Here is a 14,776-nt window from a genome sequence, read left to right as displayed (position 1 = left end):
GGTCATGCGGTCATCCGGAGAGCCGGTCGCAGGTGACGTCCTCGGCCGGCGGGCGACCGGTGGCGAGGTAGGTGTTGACGGTGGTGTCGACGCACGAGCTGCCGAAGACGCCGTACACGGCGTGCTGGTCCGCGCCGCGCAGGGTGACCAGACGGGAGGAGGGCCAGTCGCGGCGTACCGCCAGCGCGTTCTGGTGGATGGTGCGCGGGTCGCCCGTCGCGTTGACGAGCAGGGCCGGCAGGTCGTTGCGGATGGTGGTCGGGCGTTCGCGCGGCGGGTCCCAGAACGCGCACGGTCCGATGGTGTGCGTGACGGGACCGAACAACGGGTCCCGCGTGCGGGCGCGTTGGACATCGCGCCAGTACGTCTCCGGGTCGCGCGGTGCGGCCGCGTCGCCGCACAGGATCGCCGCCTGCGCGCTGCCGTAGGAGGAGTCGGATCCGCTCAGCAGGAAATCGAGCGTGCCGGCCAGCCCCGGCGACGGGGTGACCGGGTGGCCGCCCGCGGCACGCCGCATGTCGGTCACGGCCCGCGCGAGTTCGGCGTACGCGATGTCGTTGTCCTGGGAGAGACCGTTGAAGAGGACGAGGGGTACGACGTGTTCGTCCACCCGGTGGCCGCCGATCGGCAGGGGCGCGCGTCCGGCCGACCTCTGGACGCCGTCCACGACCGCCAGTACGGCGCCGCGGGTGCGGCCCAGGCCGTAGGTGGTGTCGCGGGCGGCGGCCCAGGCGGCCCAGCCCTCCAGGGCGTGCCGGTTGGCCCGCTCGGTGCCGCGCAGCAGCAGCGGGCTGTAGCGGTCGGGGTCGACGAGGCCGTCGAGCACGACCCGGTCGGTGCGGCCGGGGAACATCGTGGCGTACACCTGTCCGAGGTAACTGCCGTACGAGTAGCCGAGATAGGAGATTCTGCGCTCGCCGAGCGCGGCGCGGACGACGTCCATGTCGCGCGCGGTGTTCCGCGTGGTGGCATAGGGCAGCAGATCGCCCTCGTGCGTACGGCAGAGACGGGCGAGTTCTTGCGCGAAGGCCGTCATACGGTCGAATCCGGCACGGTCGTCGCCCGCGCCGCGGATCAGGGAACCGGTGGGCCACTGGCAGTCCAGCGGCGTGCTGCGGCCGACGAAACGGGGGTCCACGCCCACCACGTCGTAGCGCTCGCCGACCTGCTTCATCGCCGCGCGCACCCACGGCGGGTCGCCGATCGTCTGCCCGCCGGGGCCGCCGCCGTTGAGCAGCAACGGGCCGACGCGGTGCGCGGTGTCGGTGGCCCTGATCCGTGAGATCGCGACGGTGATCGTACGACCGTCCGGGTCGTCGTAGTTCAACGGGACGGTGACGTCGGCGCATTGGGCGCCCGCCTGCTGGAGTTCCTTGCCGGTCGTGTCCTCGGGGCCCAGGAGGCAGCTCTTCCAGGCGAGTTGCTGGTGGTGGTAGCGGGCGAGCGGGTCCGTGGTCGTGGTGCGGGCGGGTTCGGCGGTTGCGGGCGGCGCGGCGAGGGTGAGCGCGCCGACGAGGCACAGGGCGGCCCCGACCGTGGTGCGCGCAAGGCCCGTGCGGCTGCCGGGCTCGGACGTCCGTAAGAAGGTCGGCATGGGACACGACGCTAGGCGCGGACCGCGGCGTGATCACTCCGGCGAGCAGGTGCTTCGGAACGGGGGACAGCCCAAGCGGGAAGCGGGAGGACGCCCCCTCGACGGATGAGTCCTGCGTTGGTATGTCCCGGGCGAGGTGCCGCCGAGGGCGCCGGTGGGTTCTCCCGGCGGCACCCTCGGACGGATCGGCCGGGGTCAGGCCGCGGCCAGTGCGACCGGCTGGTCCTGGTCGGTGGGCTCGGCCTGGTCGGTGAGCAGGTCGATCAGGGTCGCGCGGGCGCGGGCCACGCGGGAGCGGACCGTGCCGATGGGGCAGTCGCCGGCTACGGCGGCCTCCGCGTAGGGCAGGCCGACCAGTTGGGTGAGGACGAAGGCCTCCCGGCGCTCGTCGGGCAGCGACTCCAGCAGGTCCAGCAGGACGACGCCGTCGTCGAAGCCGGGCAGGTCACGCGGCTGCGCGTTCTCCACGGCCAGCTGCCAGTCGGGTACGTCGGCCAGGCGCGGGCGGGCGGCGGCGTACCGGAAGCTGTCGATCACCGCCCGGCGGGCGATGGACAGCAGCCAGGCGCGGGCGGAGGAACGGCCCTCGAAGCGGTGCAGGCTGCCGAGAGCGCGCAGGAACGTGTCCTGCGCCAGGTCGTCCACCGCCTGGGGGTCGGCGCAGAGGTGGGCGACGTAGCGCTGGACGTCGCGGTGCAGGGCCCGTACGAAATGCTCGACCGCCACCGGGTCACCGCCACGGGCGGCCAGGGCCCACGCGGTTATCGAGTCGTCGAGCGATACCGGCTTCTCGGGGGTGCAGCCGGGCGTTTGCCCGGCCGTCTTCTCGTCCGCGCGGGGCGCGGCGGGCAGGACAGAAGTGATCACCTGGTGTCCTTCTCGTCATCCGTGATCCGGACCGGCGGCGCGCGAGGGCGCGGGCGGTCCGGTGAGGGGGAGACGGCCGTACGGCGGCTGTGCGCGGGTACGGCCGATACCCGAGGCACGCGACAGGGGTGACCTCGGGAATCCGGCTGTCGTCAGGAGACAGCGGTCCCCAGGGGCGGACCCCGAGAGGTGATCGCGTGGACGAGAAGGCGAAGGCTCGGCGCCCGGTCCGAGCGGGGACGACGTACGCGAGGGCGCGGGCGGTCCGGGACCGCGGGCAGGAGCAGCGGCAGCCGCAGTGGCGCCGCCAGCCATCCGGCCACGGCCCGCAGGATGCGGAACGCGGCCCGCTCGCCGTGCGCCAGCCAGAGACCGGTGAGGAGCGCGGCGAGCAGGTGGGCGGCGAGCATGCCGAACGACGAGTCGCCGTCGAACAGGGAATGCCCCATGTGGCCCATGTGGCCGGTATTGCCCATATGAGCCATGTCGCCCATGTGATCGGTCTGGTCCACGTGGCTCATGCCCATGGGGCCCATGTGCGTCATGGAGGCCGTGGAGTCCATGGGGGTCATGTCCATGGAGGCGGTGCTCCCCGACCCGGTCGCCGGGCGGGCGGGCGAGGTCGACTGGGCGAGGGAGAAGGCCGAGTGGAGTGCCGTCTGCGCGGCGACCACGACGGTCACGACCAGCGGCAGTCCGCGCTCACGGCCCGCCAGGCCCCAGCCCACGGCACCGGTCGCGGCCACACCGGCGGCCAGGGTCCACGCGGGCACGGCGGTCCCGGACATCAGGACGTGGCCCAGAGCGGCGAGCACCACACAGACGGCCGCGAACACCGCGGCCCGTACTGCGCGAGAACACCACCCTGCTGTCATGGCGCCTCATCCTCGCATCCGGGCATTGCTCGTCATACGGGAGTACGGAAATTGCACCTGGCCCCCACTCACCCCACAACACGTGATCCAAGGCACATCAGGAGGGGGTGTCGCCCGGACGCACCACCACCGCCAGGACCTTGACCGGCTCGCTGTCCTCGAAGCGCAGCGTGAACGGTACGAGGTCGCCCTCCTGCCAGTCCGCCCCGGCCCGCAGGGTCACGTCCAGATCCTGCGGGGACATGGACAGCTCACCGCCCGCACGGACGACGGCCGAGGCCACCTCTTCCCGGGACGCGGCCCCGCTCCCGACCATGCGGTGACGACTGAGGGCGATGTCGCCGCCGGCCCCGGAGGACGTCACCTCGACCAACCGGTCGTCCACGTCACCGGTGTTGGCGATGTCGAAGAAGGCCGCGGTCTCCGTGGTCTCGCCGTACGGCAGGAAGACCCGCCCGTTCGTGACGGCGATCCTGGCCGGACCGCCCGCCTTCCCGGTACCGACCCACGTGGTCAGGCCGCCGAGCGCCAGGCTGCACACGGTGAGGGGCGCGAGCGCGACGAGCAGGGTGTCGGTGAGGCGGCGGCGGGTGGGCCGCCAGAGGGTGTTGTGGGTGCCGCGGGTGTCGCGAGTGCTGTGGGTGCTGTCCGCTCCCGCGCCGGAGGGGGACTGTCGGGAGTGGTCCATCGCCGGGTCTCCAGATCGCGTCGTACGGTGCCGGCCGGATCGGGCCGTGCCGGTTCAGGAGTCGGAGCGGACGGGGGCCGGGTTCCGGGACGACGTCGTGGCGCGTGTCACAGGCGAGGCGCGCGGGGTGCGCGGTGAGGGGTGAGGGGTGAGGGGTGAGGAGGAGCCGACCAGCCACGCAACGCCACGCCGCTCGATGTCACGCGATGCCAAAGGGGTCGCAAGAACTGTGCCGGGCGCGGGCCAGGATCGGTCCTGTGGCGATGCGCCGGCCCACGGCGGAGAGGGACAGTTCCCGGCACCTACCGTCGTGCGGCCGTGCCCGCAGGTCAGAGTGCGGCTGAGAGCGCCGCAGATCGCCGGCGCCGACGCCATTCCGGCCACCGGCGTCGAGGCCGTCGTCCTGACGGTCACCGTCACCGGCACCACCCGCACCGGCTACCTCGGCTGAGGCGGTCCGGCGCACCGGCCCGCGCGCCAAGCGCGGGATGATGGCCCCATGCGCATCCGCATCGACGCCGTCGACCTGCCCGGCCGCACCCGTCCCGCCTCGGCCGACGGCGCGGTCCCGGCGTACGACAACATCCATGTCGCCGTGCAGCGCCGCGACCGTCCGGCCGAACTCCTCGATCCGCACCCCGGCGACGCGCCGTCCGCGACGTGGACCCTGGAGTGCACCGCGAGCGCCTCACCGACCGGCACCGACGTCAAGGGCCCCTACGTGCAGGACCGGCTGGGCCGGCGGTTCGTCTACCTGTCGTGGGGCACGGTCGACGACTCGGGCACCTTCACCATGTTCCGCCGCGCCAAGCTCCTGCTCGACGTCGTCCCCGCCGACGTCCTCGCCGCCGCCGCCCGCGACGGGCTCCTGGTCGGACGCCTCGGCCTCACCGACGCGCAGGGCGGCCCCCTGTGCGCCCGCGTCGAGCCCCCGCACATCACCTGGACCGCGGCGGTCGCCGACTAGACACCGACAACAGCGCCCGGATCGCCGTGCCGTCCTGGCGGGGAACCGGATTGCCGCTTAGTGCCCGGCGGGCACGGACTCCGCAGTACCGTGGCCGTACGGCTGCCCGAGCCCCCGGCCCTCTCCGTGAAGTGGCGTTCCGCGCAACAGAGGCACTGCGCACACGACCGAAAGTCACCTCGGTGACGGAGGAGATGGGGCGCATGGGCCCGCATCCCGACCTGTACGACGAGTGCCGCGTGGTCCGGGCCCGCGGTGAGCTCGACCTGACGACCACGCCGGCCCTCACGCGTGAACTGGAGGCCGCCCGCCACGGCACCGGTCCGCTGTTCCTGATAGTCGACCTGCGCGGCGCGACGTTCATGGACAGCAGTGTCCTGGTCCCGTTCTGCGCGGCCTGGCACGACTGCCGTCGGCGGGGAGGCTGGATGCGTGTCGTCCACACCCGGCCGGGGCCCGAGATGGTCTTCGGGGCCGTCGGTCTGCTGGAGCGTTTCCCCCGGTACGCCACGGTCCGGGACGCCTGGCGGGACGTACCCGCCGGCCGTGCGATCACGGCCCGGGCCACGTAGTGTACGGCGGTGTCCGGGCGGCCCCCCGCCCCTCGGAGCCCGAGCCGCGGCGGAACGGAGCAGGGTGATCAGCGAGGGGATGGCCGAGGTTCTGCGGTCGCTGCGCCTGCATGGTGTGGGCGGCCCCGCACGGGCGTCCGTGCGGGCGCTGGACGCCGAGGGCGTCGCGCTGTCGCTGCTCGCGGGCCCGGACCGCCTGACGGCCGAACCGGTGTGGTGCCAGCCCGAGTTGAGCGCCCGGTTCGAGGAACTCCAGTTCACGCTGGGCGAGGGGCCGGGACCCGAAGCACTCACCACCGGCTCCCCCGTGCTGGAACCGGACCTGGACCGGGTCCGGCCCGAGCGGTGGCCCACGCTGCTGCCGGCCGCGCGCGAGCTGGGGGTCAACGGGGTGTGCTGCTTCCCGCTGGGCATCGGGGCCATCCGCGTCGGCGTACTGACCGTGCTGTGCGACCCGGGCCGGCTGCCGAACGAGCAGCAGTACGCCGACGCCGGCGCCCTGGCGGCCGCGCTGACCGCGGCATTCCTGGACGGCGGGCGGAGTCGGCAGGGGGACGGCGAGCATCCCGATCCCGGCATGGTCGTCCAGGCCTCGTCCCTGCACCGCGCCGCCGTGCACCAGGCCACCGGAATGGTCAGTGTCCAACTGGGCGTCACGATGGAGGTCGCCCTCCTGCGTCTGCGTGCCCACTCCTACGCCAGCGATCGCCCCCTCGGCGAGGTGGCGCAGGACGTGGTGGCCCGCAGGCTCCGATTCGAAGACGATATGAGCGGGCCGACTTCGCCCGACCGTGGAAAGGGATGATCGGCATGGCCCGCGAACGCGAACGACGTCTGGCCGAGATCTTCGTGGAGGTGGCGGACTCCCTCGTCGAGGACTTCGACGTCATCGACCTGCTGCAACGCCTGTCGACGCGGTGCGTCGAACTGCTCGGCGTGTCGGCGGCCGGGATCCTGCTCGCGGACGCGCACGGTGAACTCCAGGTCATCGCCGCCTCCGACGAGCACGCCCGGCTGCTGGAACTCTTCGCCCTCCAGCACGACCAGGGCCCCTGCGTCGAGTGCTACCGCAGCGGCACCGCCCGGACCAACATCGATCTGACGGCTCCGGAGCCGACCGCGAGCTGGCCGGGGTTCGCCGCACGAGCCCGCGAGACGGGGTACGTCGTCACCCACGCCATCCCGTTGCGCCTGCGCAGCCGCGTCGTCGGTGCGCTCAACCTCTTCCAGACCACGGCACGCCGGCTCGGCGACGACGACATCGCGCTCGCCCAGGCCCTCGCCGACGTGGCCACCATCACGATCCTCCAGCAGCGCACGCTGGAGCAGTCGCACGTCGAGAACAGCCAGCTGGAGAACGCGCTCACCAGCCGCATCCTGGTCGAACAGGTCAAGGGCGTCCTGGCGGAACGCTGGAACACCTCCGTCGACGACGCCTTCGAGACGTTCCGGGCGTACGCCCGCGCCCGCCACCTGCGGCTGTCGGAACTCGCCACGCGGATCATCACCGGCGACTTCGACACCAGGACCATCCCGGCCCCGGCACCGGCCCCGCCCCGGGACCACCACGGCTGACCGGCGTCCCGTCTGCGGCGTCACGTCTCCGGCGCCCCCCGGGCGGTGCCGGTCTCGATGAGGATCTGCGCGGCCCCGGTGACGTTGTCTGCGCGGACGGCCTCGGCCATCGCGGCGTGTGCCGCCTCGGGCGTCGCGTGCGGCGGGATCACGAGGAGGGAGAAGTGGTCCGCCTCGCCCCGGGTGACGAGGACGGTGTCGTCGCCGACCGGGAAGGAGTCCACGTGGACGACCCGGTCGTCCACGACCAGGCGCGTGGGCAGCGCGTCCCAGGCGACGGTGTCCAGGCCCACGCGCGTGATCGGCCCGAGGTGCTCGGTGAGCGCGGCGACCAGGACGGGAAGCTCGGCGGCGATGTCGCGGGAGCGCGGCCACCACGCCCCGTCCAGAACGCCCCCGCGGTCGGGGGTCGTCTCCAGCCGTACGATCGCCGTCCCGGGCCTCAGGGCCTGGTGGACGGTGTCCGGCAGCAGCCGGATCACCCTCGGGGAACCGGATCCGGTGTCCATGCCCGCTCACCTCCCCCGAGGTCGCCCGCCGCGGCCGCCATGAGCGGTTCCGCGGCCTCCTCGGCCGTGTCCGGAGGCACCACCAGCAGGTCCCAGCGCCCCCGGCCGGGCGCCAGCAGGACAACGGTGTGCGCGGCGGACGCCGCCAGGTTCCCGCGCAGCCGTACGACCTGGTTGGAGACGAGCATCCGGCCGGGCACCGCGGACCACACCGTCCCGTTGACCGTGACACTCGTGACCTGACCCCAGGCGCGCGGCAACCCGGCGAGCAGCCGGGGCAGTTCCACGAGCAGGTCGTAGGAGCGCGGCCACCACGCTCCGTCGACCGGCCGGGGCAGACCGCCGCGGGCCGCCAGACGCAGGCGCAGGACGGGGTGGGAGGGAAGCGGGGGTCGCAGTGTGGTCGCCATGGGGTCTCCTGCCAACTACGGGAAGATGGTGAGTGGTTGACGTCAGGCGCGCCGGGACGCGACCCGTTCCGCCGTCGGCCAGCGCACGTCGTGCACCCAGCCGAGGCGTTCGAGGAGACGGATGACGGCGGCCGACGGGTCGATCTGGCCGCGGTCGACACCGTGCCGGGCACTGGTGGGATCGGCGTGGTGCAGGTTGTGCCAGCTCTCGCCGAAGGAGAGCAGGGCCAGCGGCCACAGGTTGGTGGCCCGGTCGTGACGCCGGGTGCGGAAGGGGCGCTCACCGATCAGATGGCACAGGGAGTTGACGCTCCAGGTGACGTGATGGAGCAGCGCAATGCGGACGAGTCCCGCCCACAGCAGGGCGGTCAGGCCGTACACCCAGCTGCCGCCGATGGCCCAGCCCGCCCCGAACGGCAGGGCGAGGGTCACGAGACACAGCAGCGGGAAGGCACGGGACACGGCGCGGATGTCGCGGTCCGCGAGCAGGTCGGGGGCGTAACGCTCGGCGGGCGTACGGTCGTTGCGGAACAGCCAGCCGACGTGCGCGTGCAGCAGACCGCGCAACTGGCCGCGCAGATGCGTGCCGTAGCGGTACGGGGAGTGCGGATCGCCCGGCCGGTCGGTGAAGGCGTGGTGGCGGCGGTGGGTGGCGACCCAGCCGATGACATCGCCCTGGAAACTCATCGAACCCGCCACCGCGAGCGCGATCCGCACGGGACGGACCGCACGGTAACCGCCGTGCGTGAGGCCGCGGTGGAAGCCGACCGTGACACCGAGACCGGTGACCGTGTAGAGGACGAGGGCCAGCACGATGTCGGCGGGATGGATGAGCCTCCCCCACAGCAGCCACCCCAGCAGACCGAGGGCCACGAACGGCAGGACGACGATCGCCGCCGTCACGGCCACGTACAGGCGCTCCCCGCCGTCGCGCGGGGGTGCCGGGCCGTCCGCCGGGAAGGGGGACGTGCCGTCGTACCCCTGGGGAGGGGCGGCGGTTGCGGTGGACAGGGTGGAGTCGGGTGACATGGAGGGGGCTCCTTGACCTCGGCGACGGCCGCTGGGACGGGGGGTGCGGCCGGGGTCACGGGCTGCCCTAAGGGGGTGGAGGCGGGCCGGGGGCGAGATGTCGGCCGGGCACGAGACCACCCTCGTCTCCCACGGTACTCCCCTTGTGCACCCAAACGCCCGGATCCGGCCGATCGGTGCCGTCCGGCGGCGTGCGTCCCCACCGGCCCCGCGTTGACACCGACCGTCGCCGGACGTTGACTGGCAGCACGGCGCAGGCGGTGCACCGACCCGACGGAAGCGGTACACACGACGATGTACGACCAGACACGCGCCCAACAGCCCGCGGACCAGCCCTCGGGCCGGGCCGGCCGTATCTCGGGCCCCGAGCCGCTGCTCCCCGCGCAGGAGCGGGACGAGATCGTCCGGCGTCTCGGACACGCCGTCAACACCTTCGCGGCCACTCCGCGCGAGGCCTTGGAGGAGGCGGAGAGCGCCTTGGAGGACGCCGCCGCCCAGCTCATGGAGGCCCTCGCGGAACAGCGACGGGCCCTCCGCGAGGGCTGGCAGGACCGGGACCCCGAGACGGACTCCACCGAACTCCGGCTCGCGCTGCGGCAGTACCGGGAGATCACCCAGCGGCTGCTGCGCACATAGCCGGGCAGCGCCTGCTGCGCACATAACCGGGCGCGGGCCGCGGACGGCCGCCGTCCGAGCCGGACGGCGGCCGTCGGGGCTCCCCGCGCGGCCGCTTCCCCCTTCTCGGGCGCGCGATACGGGAGCCGGGTGCCCCGCATCGGACCGTGTGACGGTGTGCGGGAGGCCACCGCACCGGTCTCACGACAAGGGGAAGCAGGACGAGGTGGACACAGAGGTCGGCGGACGTGGGCCACGAGGAGGGGCCGCTCCGCGGAGGGCCGCGCATCGGTCCTTGCCCGGGGTCACGGGGCACGAGCGGCGCTGAGGACCGAGGGTCGAGCGCTGCCGAACGGTGTGCGTTCCCGCGACGGTCCGCGGGAGGCCGAACGCCCGCAAGCCTACGTGCGCCCACCCCGGGTGAGAACCCCTGGAACAGCCCGCTCGGCGCCGACGGCCATGTGCCGCGACGGACGGGGTTCCGCTGGCGGGACGTGGGGTGCAAGCTGGAGGGGAGGCCGCCTCGTCATCCCGGGCGCGGACTCGGGACACGCGGTCTCGCCACTCCGAGTGGCCCTTCCGGGCCCGGCAGGAGGGAAGCGAGATGACGGAACAGGTCACCACCGGTACGCGCTGGCACCTGACCGGTGATTGGTTCGACGTGTGCAAGTGCGCCATTCCGTGCCCCTGCACGTTCGCGCAGCCCCCGACCTACGGCGACTGCGAGGGCGTGCTGGTCTGGCACATCCGGGAGGGCGGCTTCGGCGACGTGCGGCTCGACGGTCTCAACGTCCTGATGCTCGGCTCCTTCGTCGGCAACGTCTGGGCCGGCGAGCACAGCGACGCCTACGCCGCGGTCTTCCTCGACGAGCGTGCCGACGAGCGGCAGCGAGGCGCTCTCGGCGCCATCTTCGGCGGTGAGGCGGGCGGCTGGCCGGCGCGGTTCGGGGAGATGTTCCACCCCGAGATGCGGGGCATGGACTTCGCGCCCATCCATGTGGAGGTCGACGAGGATCTCGGCACCTGGCGGGCCGAGATTCCCGGCAGGGTCACGGCCGTCGCCGAGGCACTCACCGGCCCGACGACCGCGGACGGCGCGCGCGTCCAGGTCCACAACGCCCCGGGCGCCGAGGTCGGACCCGGCCAGGTCGCCACCTGGGGGCGGGCCACCACCGACCGCGCCGAGGCGTTCGGCTTCTCCTGGGAACGCTCGGGGAAGTCGAGCAAGCACTTCCCGTTCGACTGGAGCGGTCCGGAGTAGAGCGGGCCGGAGAGAGGGGCGCGCCGGGGCCCGTCACATGTCGCCCATGTCATCCATGTCGTCCATCGACGGCATCGCGCCCTCCAGCCCCGGCAGCAGCCAGTCCTGGAACGGCGCGAGCACGGCCAGGACGAGGAAGACGATGCCCACGACCCGGCCGAGCAGCGGGCCGCGGGACCACAGCTTCTCCACGAAGATCACCACGGCCAGTCCGGCCATCGCCGCCAGGTTCATCACGCCGAGCGGCAGGAGGACGACCATCAGTCCCGCGCAGCAGCCGACGCAGTAGGCGCCGTGGTGGACGCCCACCCGCAGGTCGCGGGCCGGGGGCCGGAACCCGGCGTAGCGCACCAGGTGGCTCATGGGGTCGCGGCAGTGCCGCAGACAGACGTACTTGAGCGGGCCGAGCTGATACAGGCCGGCGAGCAGGAAGGACGCCGCGCCGATCCAGCGTGCGGCGGCCGGACGGTCGTCCACCAGGCCGCCGGTGAGGGCCAGCGCCGCGTAGGCGAGCAGTCCGAAGGCGGTCCACACCAGCAGATAGCCGCCCACGAACTCCACGGTCCGCACGGTCCGCGTCCAGCCGGAGGACCGCCGGCCGATCCCGCGCGCCCAGGTGATCGCCACCGGCGCCATGGACGGCAGCATCATGGCGGCCGTCATCGTCACCCACAGCAGCAGGAACAGCGGCAGCGCCATCCCCATCGTGCCCGGCTCGACCCCCATGTCCCGGGCCTGCCCGATCGTCAGCACCCAGGCGGGCACCGCGATCAGTACGACGAGGATCCAGGCGGCCGCGAGATCCCGGGCCGGCAGCAGGCCGCCGCCCGCTCCGGTCGGCGCGGGCGACCGGGCGGAGGCGAAGGCGGATGTCCGGCTGTGACGCATCGGCATGCACTCCTGCGGCTGCTTCCAGCACAGCACGCATTCCTCCGCGACGCGACCCGCGTGCGCGGTCGGGGCCAAGGTCGCGGTCGGGGTCGTGGGGGCGGGGGCCCGGTCATCCGAGCCCGCCGGGGGCGAGCCCGCAGGTGCCGGACCGCGACGCCCCGTCCTGTCCCGTCAGCCGTACGACGACCTGGCCGTCGGCGGCATGGCTGTAGGCGATCGTGCAGGTGAGCTGGCGCAGGGCGGTGCTGTCCAGGCCGTCCAGGGCGAGGGGCAGGCGGGTGGTGATGCGGTCTGCCGAGGCGGACTCGATCTCGACGGCGCGGCCGGGGCGGGTGACGGGGAGGGCGGTGCTCAGGCCGGCGGTCCGGTCCGCGTCGCTCGGGCCGTTGAGCAGCGCCGCGACGACCTTCTCGGTCGGTATCGGGCCGGCCGTGTCACCGGTGTTCTGGCCGCCGGTGTTCTGGTCGCCGGTGTTCTGGTCGCCCGTGTTCTGGCCCGCGGAGCCCGACTCCTCGGATCCCGCGCCGAACCCGAACGAGGGCTCGGTCGTCCGGATCACGGGGCTCAGCCCTCCGTCGGGCGCCCGGAAGAAGAGCAGCATGTCGGAGTCGCGGTTGAAGAACGCCTGGAAGGAGGCGGGGCCGCCCGCCTCGATGACGTCGGTCTCCTGGATGCCGCAGCCGCCCAGCAGCGGTACGGCCGCCACCACGGCGACGGCGAGCGCCGCCGCACGCCGGCGCGTCCGCGCACGCCTCATCCCCCGGCCTCCTCCGCGTGGAGCGGTATCTCGACGGTGAAGACGGCACCGCCCTCGGGCGGGTTCCCCGCGCGGATCGTGCCGCCGTGCAGCTTCACGTTCTCCCGGGTGATCGCCAGTCCGAGGCCGCTGCCGGTCGAGCGGGTGCGGGCCGCGTCGGCCTTGTAGAAGCGGTCGAAGATGTGCGGGAGGGACTCCGGGCGGATGCCGGGACCGCTGTCCGTGACCTCGGTGATCAGCACGGGCGGGCCGTCGGGGCGGGTCCCCGTGCGCAGGCGGACCATGACGGGCGCGCTGCCGTGCCGCAGGGCGTTGCCCACGAGGTTGGCGACGACGATGTCGAAGCGGCGCGGGTCGAGCCGGGCGCGGATGCCGTCGGGGAGGTCGGTGCGGACCCGGCCGTCGGTCCAGTGCCGGTTGTGGAGGGTCTTGCGGATGGCCTCGGCGACGTCGACCTCGTCGGCGTTCAGCTCGGCCGCGCGGGCGTCGAAGCGGGAGATCTCCATCAGGTCCTCGACGAGCACGGCGAGCTTTCCGGTCTCGGCGCTGACCAGCCGGACCGCCCGGGCGATGTCGGGGTCCAGGTGGTCGGCGTCCTCGTCGAGGACCTCGGTGACGGCGAGCATGCCGGCCAGGGGGGTGCGCAGTTCGTGCGAGACGTCGGAGGCGAAACGGCGGGCGCGTTCCTCGGCCTCGCGCAACTCCCGTACGGATCGCTCCAGTTCGCCCGCTGACTCGTTGAAGGTGCGGGCCAGGTCCGCCAGTTCGTCGCGGCCGCGCACCGGGATCCGGGTGTCGAGCCGGCCGCTGCCCATGTTGTGGGCGGCCTGGCTCAGCTTCCGCACCGGGCGCAGCACGCTGCCCGCGGCGAGCAGGCCGGGGATCAGCGCGACGGCGAGGCCGGGCAGGGCGCCGTCCCGGGCGGCCACGAGGAGGGCGTCGACGTTGACCTGTTCGTCGGTCATCCGCATGACGGCGTAGAGGACGAGTCCGCTGGGCAGCAGGCTGTCCGGGCCGGTCTTGAAGACGGTGGGCATGGCGATGGTCAGGTAGGGGACGCCGTCCTTGACGACCCGCTCGAAGCCGCCGTGGGGGTTGGCCCGCGCGGCGCGCCGCAGTTCGGGGGTGATGACGGTGGAGACGGGGTTCTGGCCCGAGGAGGCGCGGACCGAACCGTACTCGGCGAACACCACCCAGGGGTGCGGCTTGCCCTTGCGGGCGATGTCCCGCAGGACCGCCTCCAGGTCCTCTCCCCCCTGCACGGGCAGGGCGAAGGCCGTCTGCTGCACATGGTCGCGGAAGGAGGTGACCGCCGTGTCCTGGGCGGTCTGCAGGACCGCGTTGCGGGCCTCGCGGTAGGTCAGCGCGGCCGTGGTGCCGGCGCTGACGGCGGCGACCAGCAGGAAGGCGAGCAGCAGCCGGGTGCGCAGTCCGAACACCCTGACCCGTGAGCGGCCGGGCCCACGGCCGGTGGTCACAGCGGACCGAAACGGTAGCCGAAGCCCCGCAGCGTCTGGACGTAGCGGGGCGTGCCGGCCTCGTCCTCGATCTTGCCGCGCAGCCGGGCGACACACGCGTCGACCAGTCGGGCGTCGGCGTGGTAGCTGTGCTCCCAGACGTGCTCCAGCAGCTGCTGCCTGCTGAACACCTGCTCGGGGGCGGCGCACAGGTGCAGCAGGAGCTTGAGCTCCGAGGGCGCCAGCGCGAGCGGCCGGCCGGCCTTGGTGACGGTCAGTCCGACCCGGTCGACGGTGAGGTCGCCGTAGACCTCGATGGCCGGGCGGCCCGGGCCGCTGTCGTCCAGGCGGCGCAGTACGGCACGGATGCGGGCCTCGATCACCTCGGGGCGGGCGGGCTTGACGATGTAGTCGTCGGCGCCGGCCTCCAGACCGATGACCACGTCGAAGTCGTCGCCGCGCGCGGTGAGCATGATGATCGGCAGCTGGCTGTGCTCGCGGACCTGGCGGCAGACCTGGACGCCGTTCATGCCGGGCAGCATCAGGTCCAGCAGGAGCAGGTCGGGGCGGAACCCGGCCATCGCCGCGAGGCCGGCCTCGCCGGTCGCGGCCGCCCGTACCTCGTGGCCGCGGCGGCGCAGACCGAGCTCGACCCCTTCGCGTACGGCGGGGTCGTCCTCGATGAGGAGCACGCGGGGCATCGGCGGTT

At 73.3% G+C, this 14,776-nt stretch carries 17 protein-coding genes; 6 read left to right on the top strand and 11 right to left on the bottom strand.

Annotated elements, in window-relative coordinates:
* Window positions 1-10 precede the first annotated feature (10 nt).
* The 4 genes from K4B79_RS20425 to K4B79_RS20410 all read right to left on the bottom strand — a co-directional run bounded on the left by K4B79_RS20425 (window position 11) and on the right by K4B79_RS20410 (window position 4,024).
* Window positions 11-1,594 (bottom strand): alpha/beta fold hydrolase, encoded by a 1,584-nt coding sequence (locus K4B79_RS20425; protein WP_232028229.1) that lies wholly within the window; start codon window positions 1,592-1,594, stop codon window positions 11-13.
* A gap of 195 nt (window positions 1,595-1,789) precedes the next feature.
* Window positions 1,790-2,461 (bottom strand): sigma-70 family RNA polymerase sigma factor, encoded by a 672-nt coding sequence (locus K4B79_RS20420; protein ID WP_232028228.1) that lies wholly within the window; start codon window positions 2,459-2,461, stop codon window positions 1,790-1,792.
* A 152-nt stretch (window positions 2,462-2,613) separates the two neighbouring features.
* Window positions 2,614-3,336: a hypothetical protein gene (locus K4B79_RS20415; protein ID WP_232028227.1), complete on the bottom strand. Its 723-nt coding sequence runs from the start codon at window positions 3,334-3,336 to the stop codon at window positions 2,614-2,616.
* A gap of 97 nt (window positions 3,337-3,433) precedes the next feature.
* Window positions 3,434-4,024: a copper chaperone PCu(A)C gene (locus K4B79_RS20410; RefSeq protein ID WP_232028226.1), complete on the bottom strand. Its 591-nt coding sequence runs from the start codon at window positions 4,022-4,024 to the stop codon at window positions 3,434-3,436.
* Window positions 4,025-4,523: 499 nt separating this feature from the next.
* Here K4B79_RS20410 and K4B79_RS20405 point away from each other — a divergent pair, with 499 nt between their 5' ends.
* The 4 genes from K4B79_RS20405 to K4B79_RS20390 all read left to right on the top strand — a co-directional run bounded on the left by K4B79_RS20405 (window position 4,524) and on the right by K4B79_RS20390 (window position 7,138).
* Window positions 4,524-4,991 (top strand): DUF5990 family protein, encoded by a 468-nt coding sequence (locus K4B79_RS20405; protein ID WP_232028225.1) that lies wholly within the window; start codon window positions 4,524-4,526, stop codon window positions 4,989-4,991.
* A gap of 203 nt (window positions 4,992-5,194) precedes the next feature.
* Complete coding sequence (locus K4B79_RS20400; protein WP_232028224.1) at window positions 5,195-5,563, top strand: STAS domain-containing protein; 369 nt, start codon at window positions 5,195-5,197, stop codon at window positions 5,561-5,563.
* 79 nt (window positions 5,564-5,642) lie between these two features.
* A complete protein-coding gene (locus tag K4B79_RS20395) occupies window positions 5,643-6,368 on the top strand; it encodes an ANTAR domain-containing protein (protein WP_232028223.1) in 726 nt (241 codons plus the stop codon).
* Window positions 6,365-7,138: a GAF and ANTAR domain-containing protein gene (locus K4B79_RS20390; RefSeq protein WP_232028222.1), complete on the top strand. Its 774-nt coding sequence runs from the start codon at window positions 6,365-6,367 to the stop codon at window positions 7,136-7,138. The genes K4B79_RS20395 and K4B79_RS20390 overlap by 4 nt, the downstream gene beginning before the upstream one ends.
* 20 nt (window positions 7,139-7,158) lie before the next feature.
* Here the strand turns inward: K4B79_RS20390 and K4B79_RS20385 are convergent, their stop codons facing one another.
* The 3 genes from K4B79_RS20385 to K4B79_RS20375 are packed head-to-tail and all read right to left on the bottom strand — an operon-like array spanning window position 7,159 to window position 9,086.
* Complete coding sequence (locus tag K4B79_RS20385) at window positions 7,159-7,647, bottom strand: DUF5994 family protein (RefSeq protein ID WP_232028221.1); 489 nt, start codon at window positions 7,645-7,647, stop codon at window positions 7,159-7,161.
* Entirely contained in the window at window positions 7,617-8,057 is a 441-nt protein-coding gene (locus tag K4B79_RS20380) for a DUF5994 family protein (protein ID WP_232028220.1), read from the bottom strand. Before K4B79_RS20380 ends, K4B79_RS20385 begins: the two co-directional genes overlap by 31 nt.
* A 42-nt stretch (window positions 8,058-8,099) precedes the next feature.
* Entirely contained in the window at window positions 8,100-9,086 is a 987-nt protein-coding gene (locus K4B79_RS20375) for an acyl-CoA desaturase (protein ID WP_232028219.1), read from the bottom strand.
* Window positions 9,087-9,380: 294 nt separating this feature from the next.
* Between K4B79_RS20375 and K4B79_RS20370 the strand changes: the two genes are divergently transcribed.
* Window positions 9,381-9,722, top strand: a complete 342-nt coding sequence (locus K4B79_RS20370; protein WP_232028218.1) for a hypothetical protein — start codon at window positions 9,381-9,383, stop codon at window positions 9,720-9,722.
* 583 nt (window positions 9,723-10,305) lie between these two features.
* Window positions 10,306-10,962 (top strand): DUF1326 domain-containing protein, encoded by a 657-nt coding sequence (locus tag K4B79_RS20365; protein ID WP_232028217.1) that lies wholly within the window; start codon window positions 10,306-10,308, stop codon window positions 10,960-10,962.
* Window positions 10,963-10,995: 33 nt separating this feature from the next.
* Here K4B79_RS20365 and K4B79_RS20360 read toward each other — a convergent pair whose 3' ends face one another.
* The 4 genes from K4B79_RS20360 to K4B79_RS20345 form a co-directional block, all read right to left on the bottom strand.
* Window positions 10,996-11,850, bottom strand: a complete 855-nt coding sequence (locus K4B79_RS20360) for a DUF2182 domain-containing protein (protein WP_232028216.1) — start codon at window positions 11,848-11,850, stop codon at window positions 10,996-10,998.
* A gap of 112 nt (window positions 11,851-11,962) precedes the next feature.
* Complete coding sequence (locus K4B79_RS20355) at window positions 11,963-12,610, bottom strand: hypothetical protein (protein ID WP_232028215.1); 648 nt, start codon at window positions 12,608-12,610, stop codon at window positions 11,963-11,965.
* A complete protein-coding gene (locus K4B79_RS20350; RefSeq protein WP_232028214.1) occupies window positions 12,607-14,088 on the bottom strand; it encodes a sensor histidine kinase in 1,482 nt (493 codons plus the stop codon). The genes K4B79_RS20355 and K4B79_RS20350 overlap by 4 nt, the downstream gene beginning before the upstream one ends.
* Window positions 14,085-14,768, bottom strand: coding sequence for a response regulator transcription factor (locus K4B79_RS20345; protein ID WP_232028213.1), 684 nt, complete (start codon window positions 14,766-14,768; stop codon window positions 14,085-14,087). The genes K4B79_RS20350 and K4B79_RS20345 overlap by 4 nt, the downstream gene beginning before the upstream one ends.
* Window positions 14,769-14,776: the final 8 nt, after the last annotated feature.

The sequence above is a fragment of the Streptomyces lincolnensis genome, from assembly GCF_021173675.1.
GTDB classification, from domain to species: domain Bacteria; phylum Actinomycetota; class Actinomycetes; order Streptomycetales; family Streptomycetaceae; genus Streptomyces; species Streptomyces lincolnensis_B.
This window is presented reverse-complemented; position numbering and strand designations above follow the sequence as displayed.

Excerpts from the sequence above, each read along its gene's own strand:
- K4B79_RS20415 (WP_232028227.1), bottom strand. The coding sequence starts at position 3,336 with ATGACAGCAGGGTGGTGTTCTCGCGCAGTACGGGCCGCGGTGTTCGCG.
- K4B79_RS20365 (WP_232028217.1), top strand. The coding sequence starts at position 10,306 with ATGACGGAACAGGTCACCACCGGTACGCGCTGGCACCTGACCGGTGAT.
- K4B79_RS20370 (WP_232028218.1), top strand. The coding sequence starts at position 9,381 with ATGTACGACCAGACACGCGCCCAACAGCCCGCGGACCAGCCCTCGGGC.
- K4B79_RS20385 (WP_232028221.1), bottom strand. The coding sequence starts at position 7,647 with ATGGACACCGGATCCGGTTCCCCGAGGGTGATCCGGCTGCTGCCGGAC.
- K4B79_RS20390 (WP_232028222.1), top strand. The coding sequence starts at position 6,365 with ATGATCGGCATGGCCCGCGAACGCGAACGACGTCTGGCCGAGATCTTC.
- K4B79_RS20345 (WP_232028213.1), bottom strand. The coding sequence starts at position 14,768 with ATGCCCCGCGTGCTCCTCATCGAGGACGACCCCGCCGTACGCGAAGGG.
- K4B79_RS20400 (WP_232028224.1), top strand. The coding sequence starts at position 5,195 with ATGGGCCCGCATCCCGACCTGTACGACGAGTGCCGCGTGGTCCGGGCC.
- K4B79_RS20405 (WP_232028225.1), top strand. The coding sequence starts at position 4,524 with ATGCGCATCCGCATCGACGCCGTCGACCTGCCCGGCCGCACCCGTCCC.
- K4B79_RS20425 (WP_232028229.1), bottom strand. The coding sequence starts at position 1,594 with ATGCCGACCTTCTTACGGACGTCCGAGCCCGGCAGCCGCACGGGCCTT.
- K4B79_RS20395 (WP_232028223.1), top strand. The coding sequence starts at position 5,643 with ATGGCCGAGGTTCTGCGGTCGCTGCGCCTGCATGGTGTGGGCGGCCCC.
- K4B79_RS20380 (WP_232028220.1), bottom strand. The coding sequence starts at position 8,057 with ATGGCGACCACACTGCGACCCCCGCTTCCCTCCCACCCCGTCCTGCGC.
- K4B79_RS20360 (WP_232028216.1), bottom strand. The coding sequence starts at position 11,850 with ATGCGTCACAGCCGGACATCCGCCTTCGCCTCCGCCCGGTCGCCCGCG.
- K4B79_RS20410 (WP_232028226.1), bottom strand. The coding sequence starts at position 4,024 with ATGGACCACTCCCGACAGTCCCCCTCCGGCGCGGGAGCGGACAGCACC.
- K4B79_RS20355 (WP_232028215.1), bottom strand. The coding sequence starts at position 12,610 with ATGAGGCGTGCGCGGACGCGCCGGCGTGCGGCGGCGCTCGCCGTCGCC.
- K4B79_RS20375 (WP_232028219.1), bottom strand. The coding sequence starts at position 9,086 with ATGTCACCCGACTCCACCCTGTCCACCGCAACCGCCGCCCCTCCCCAG.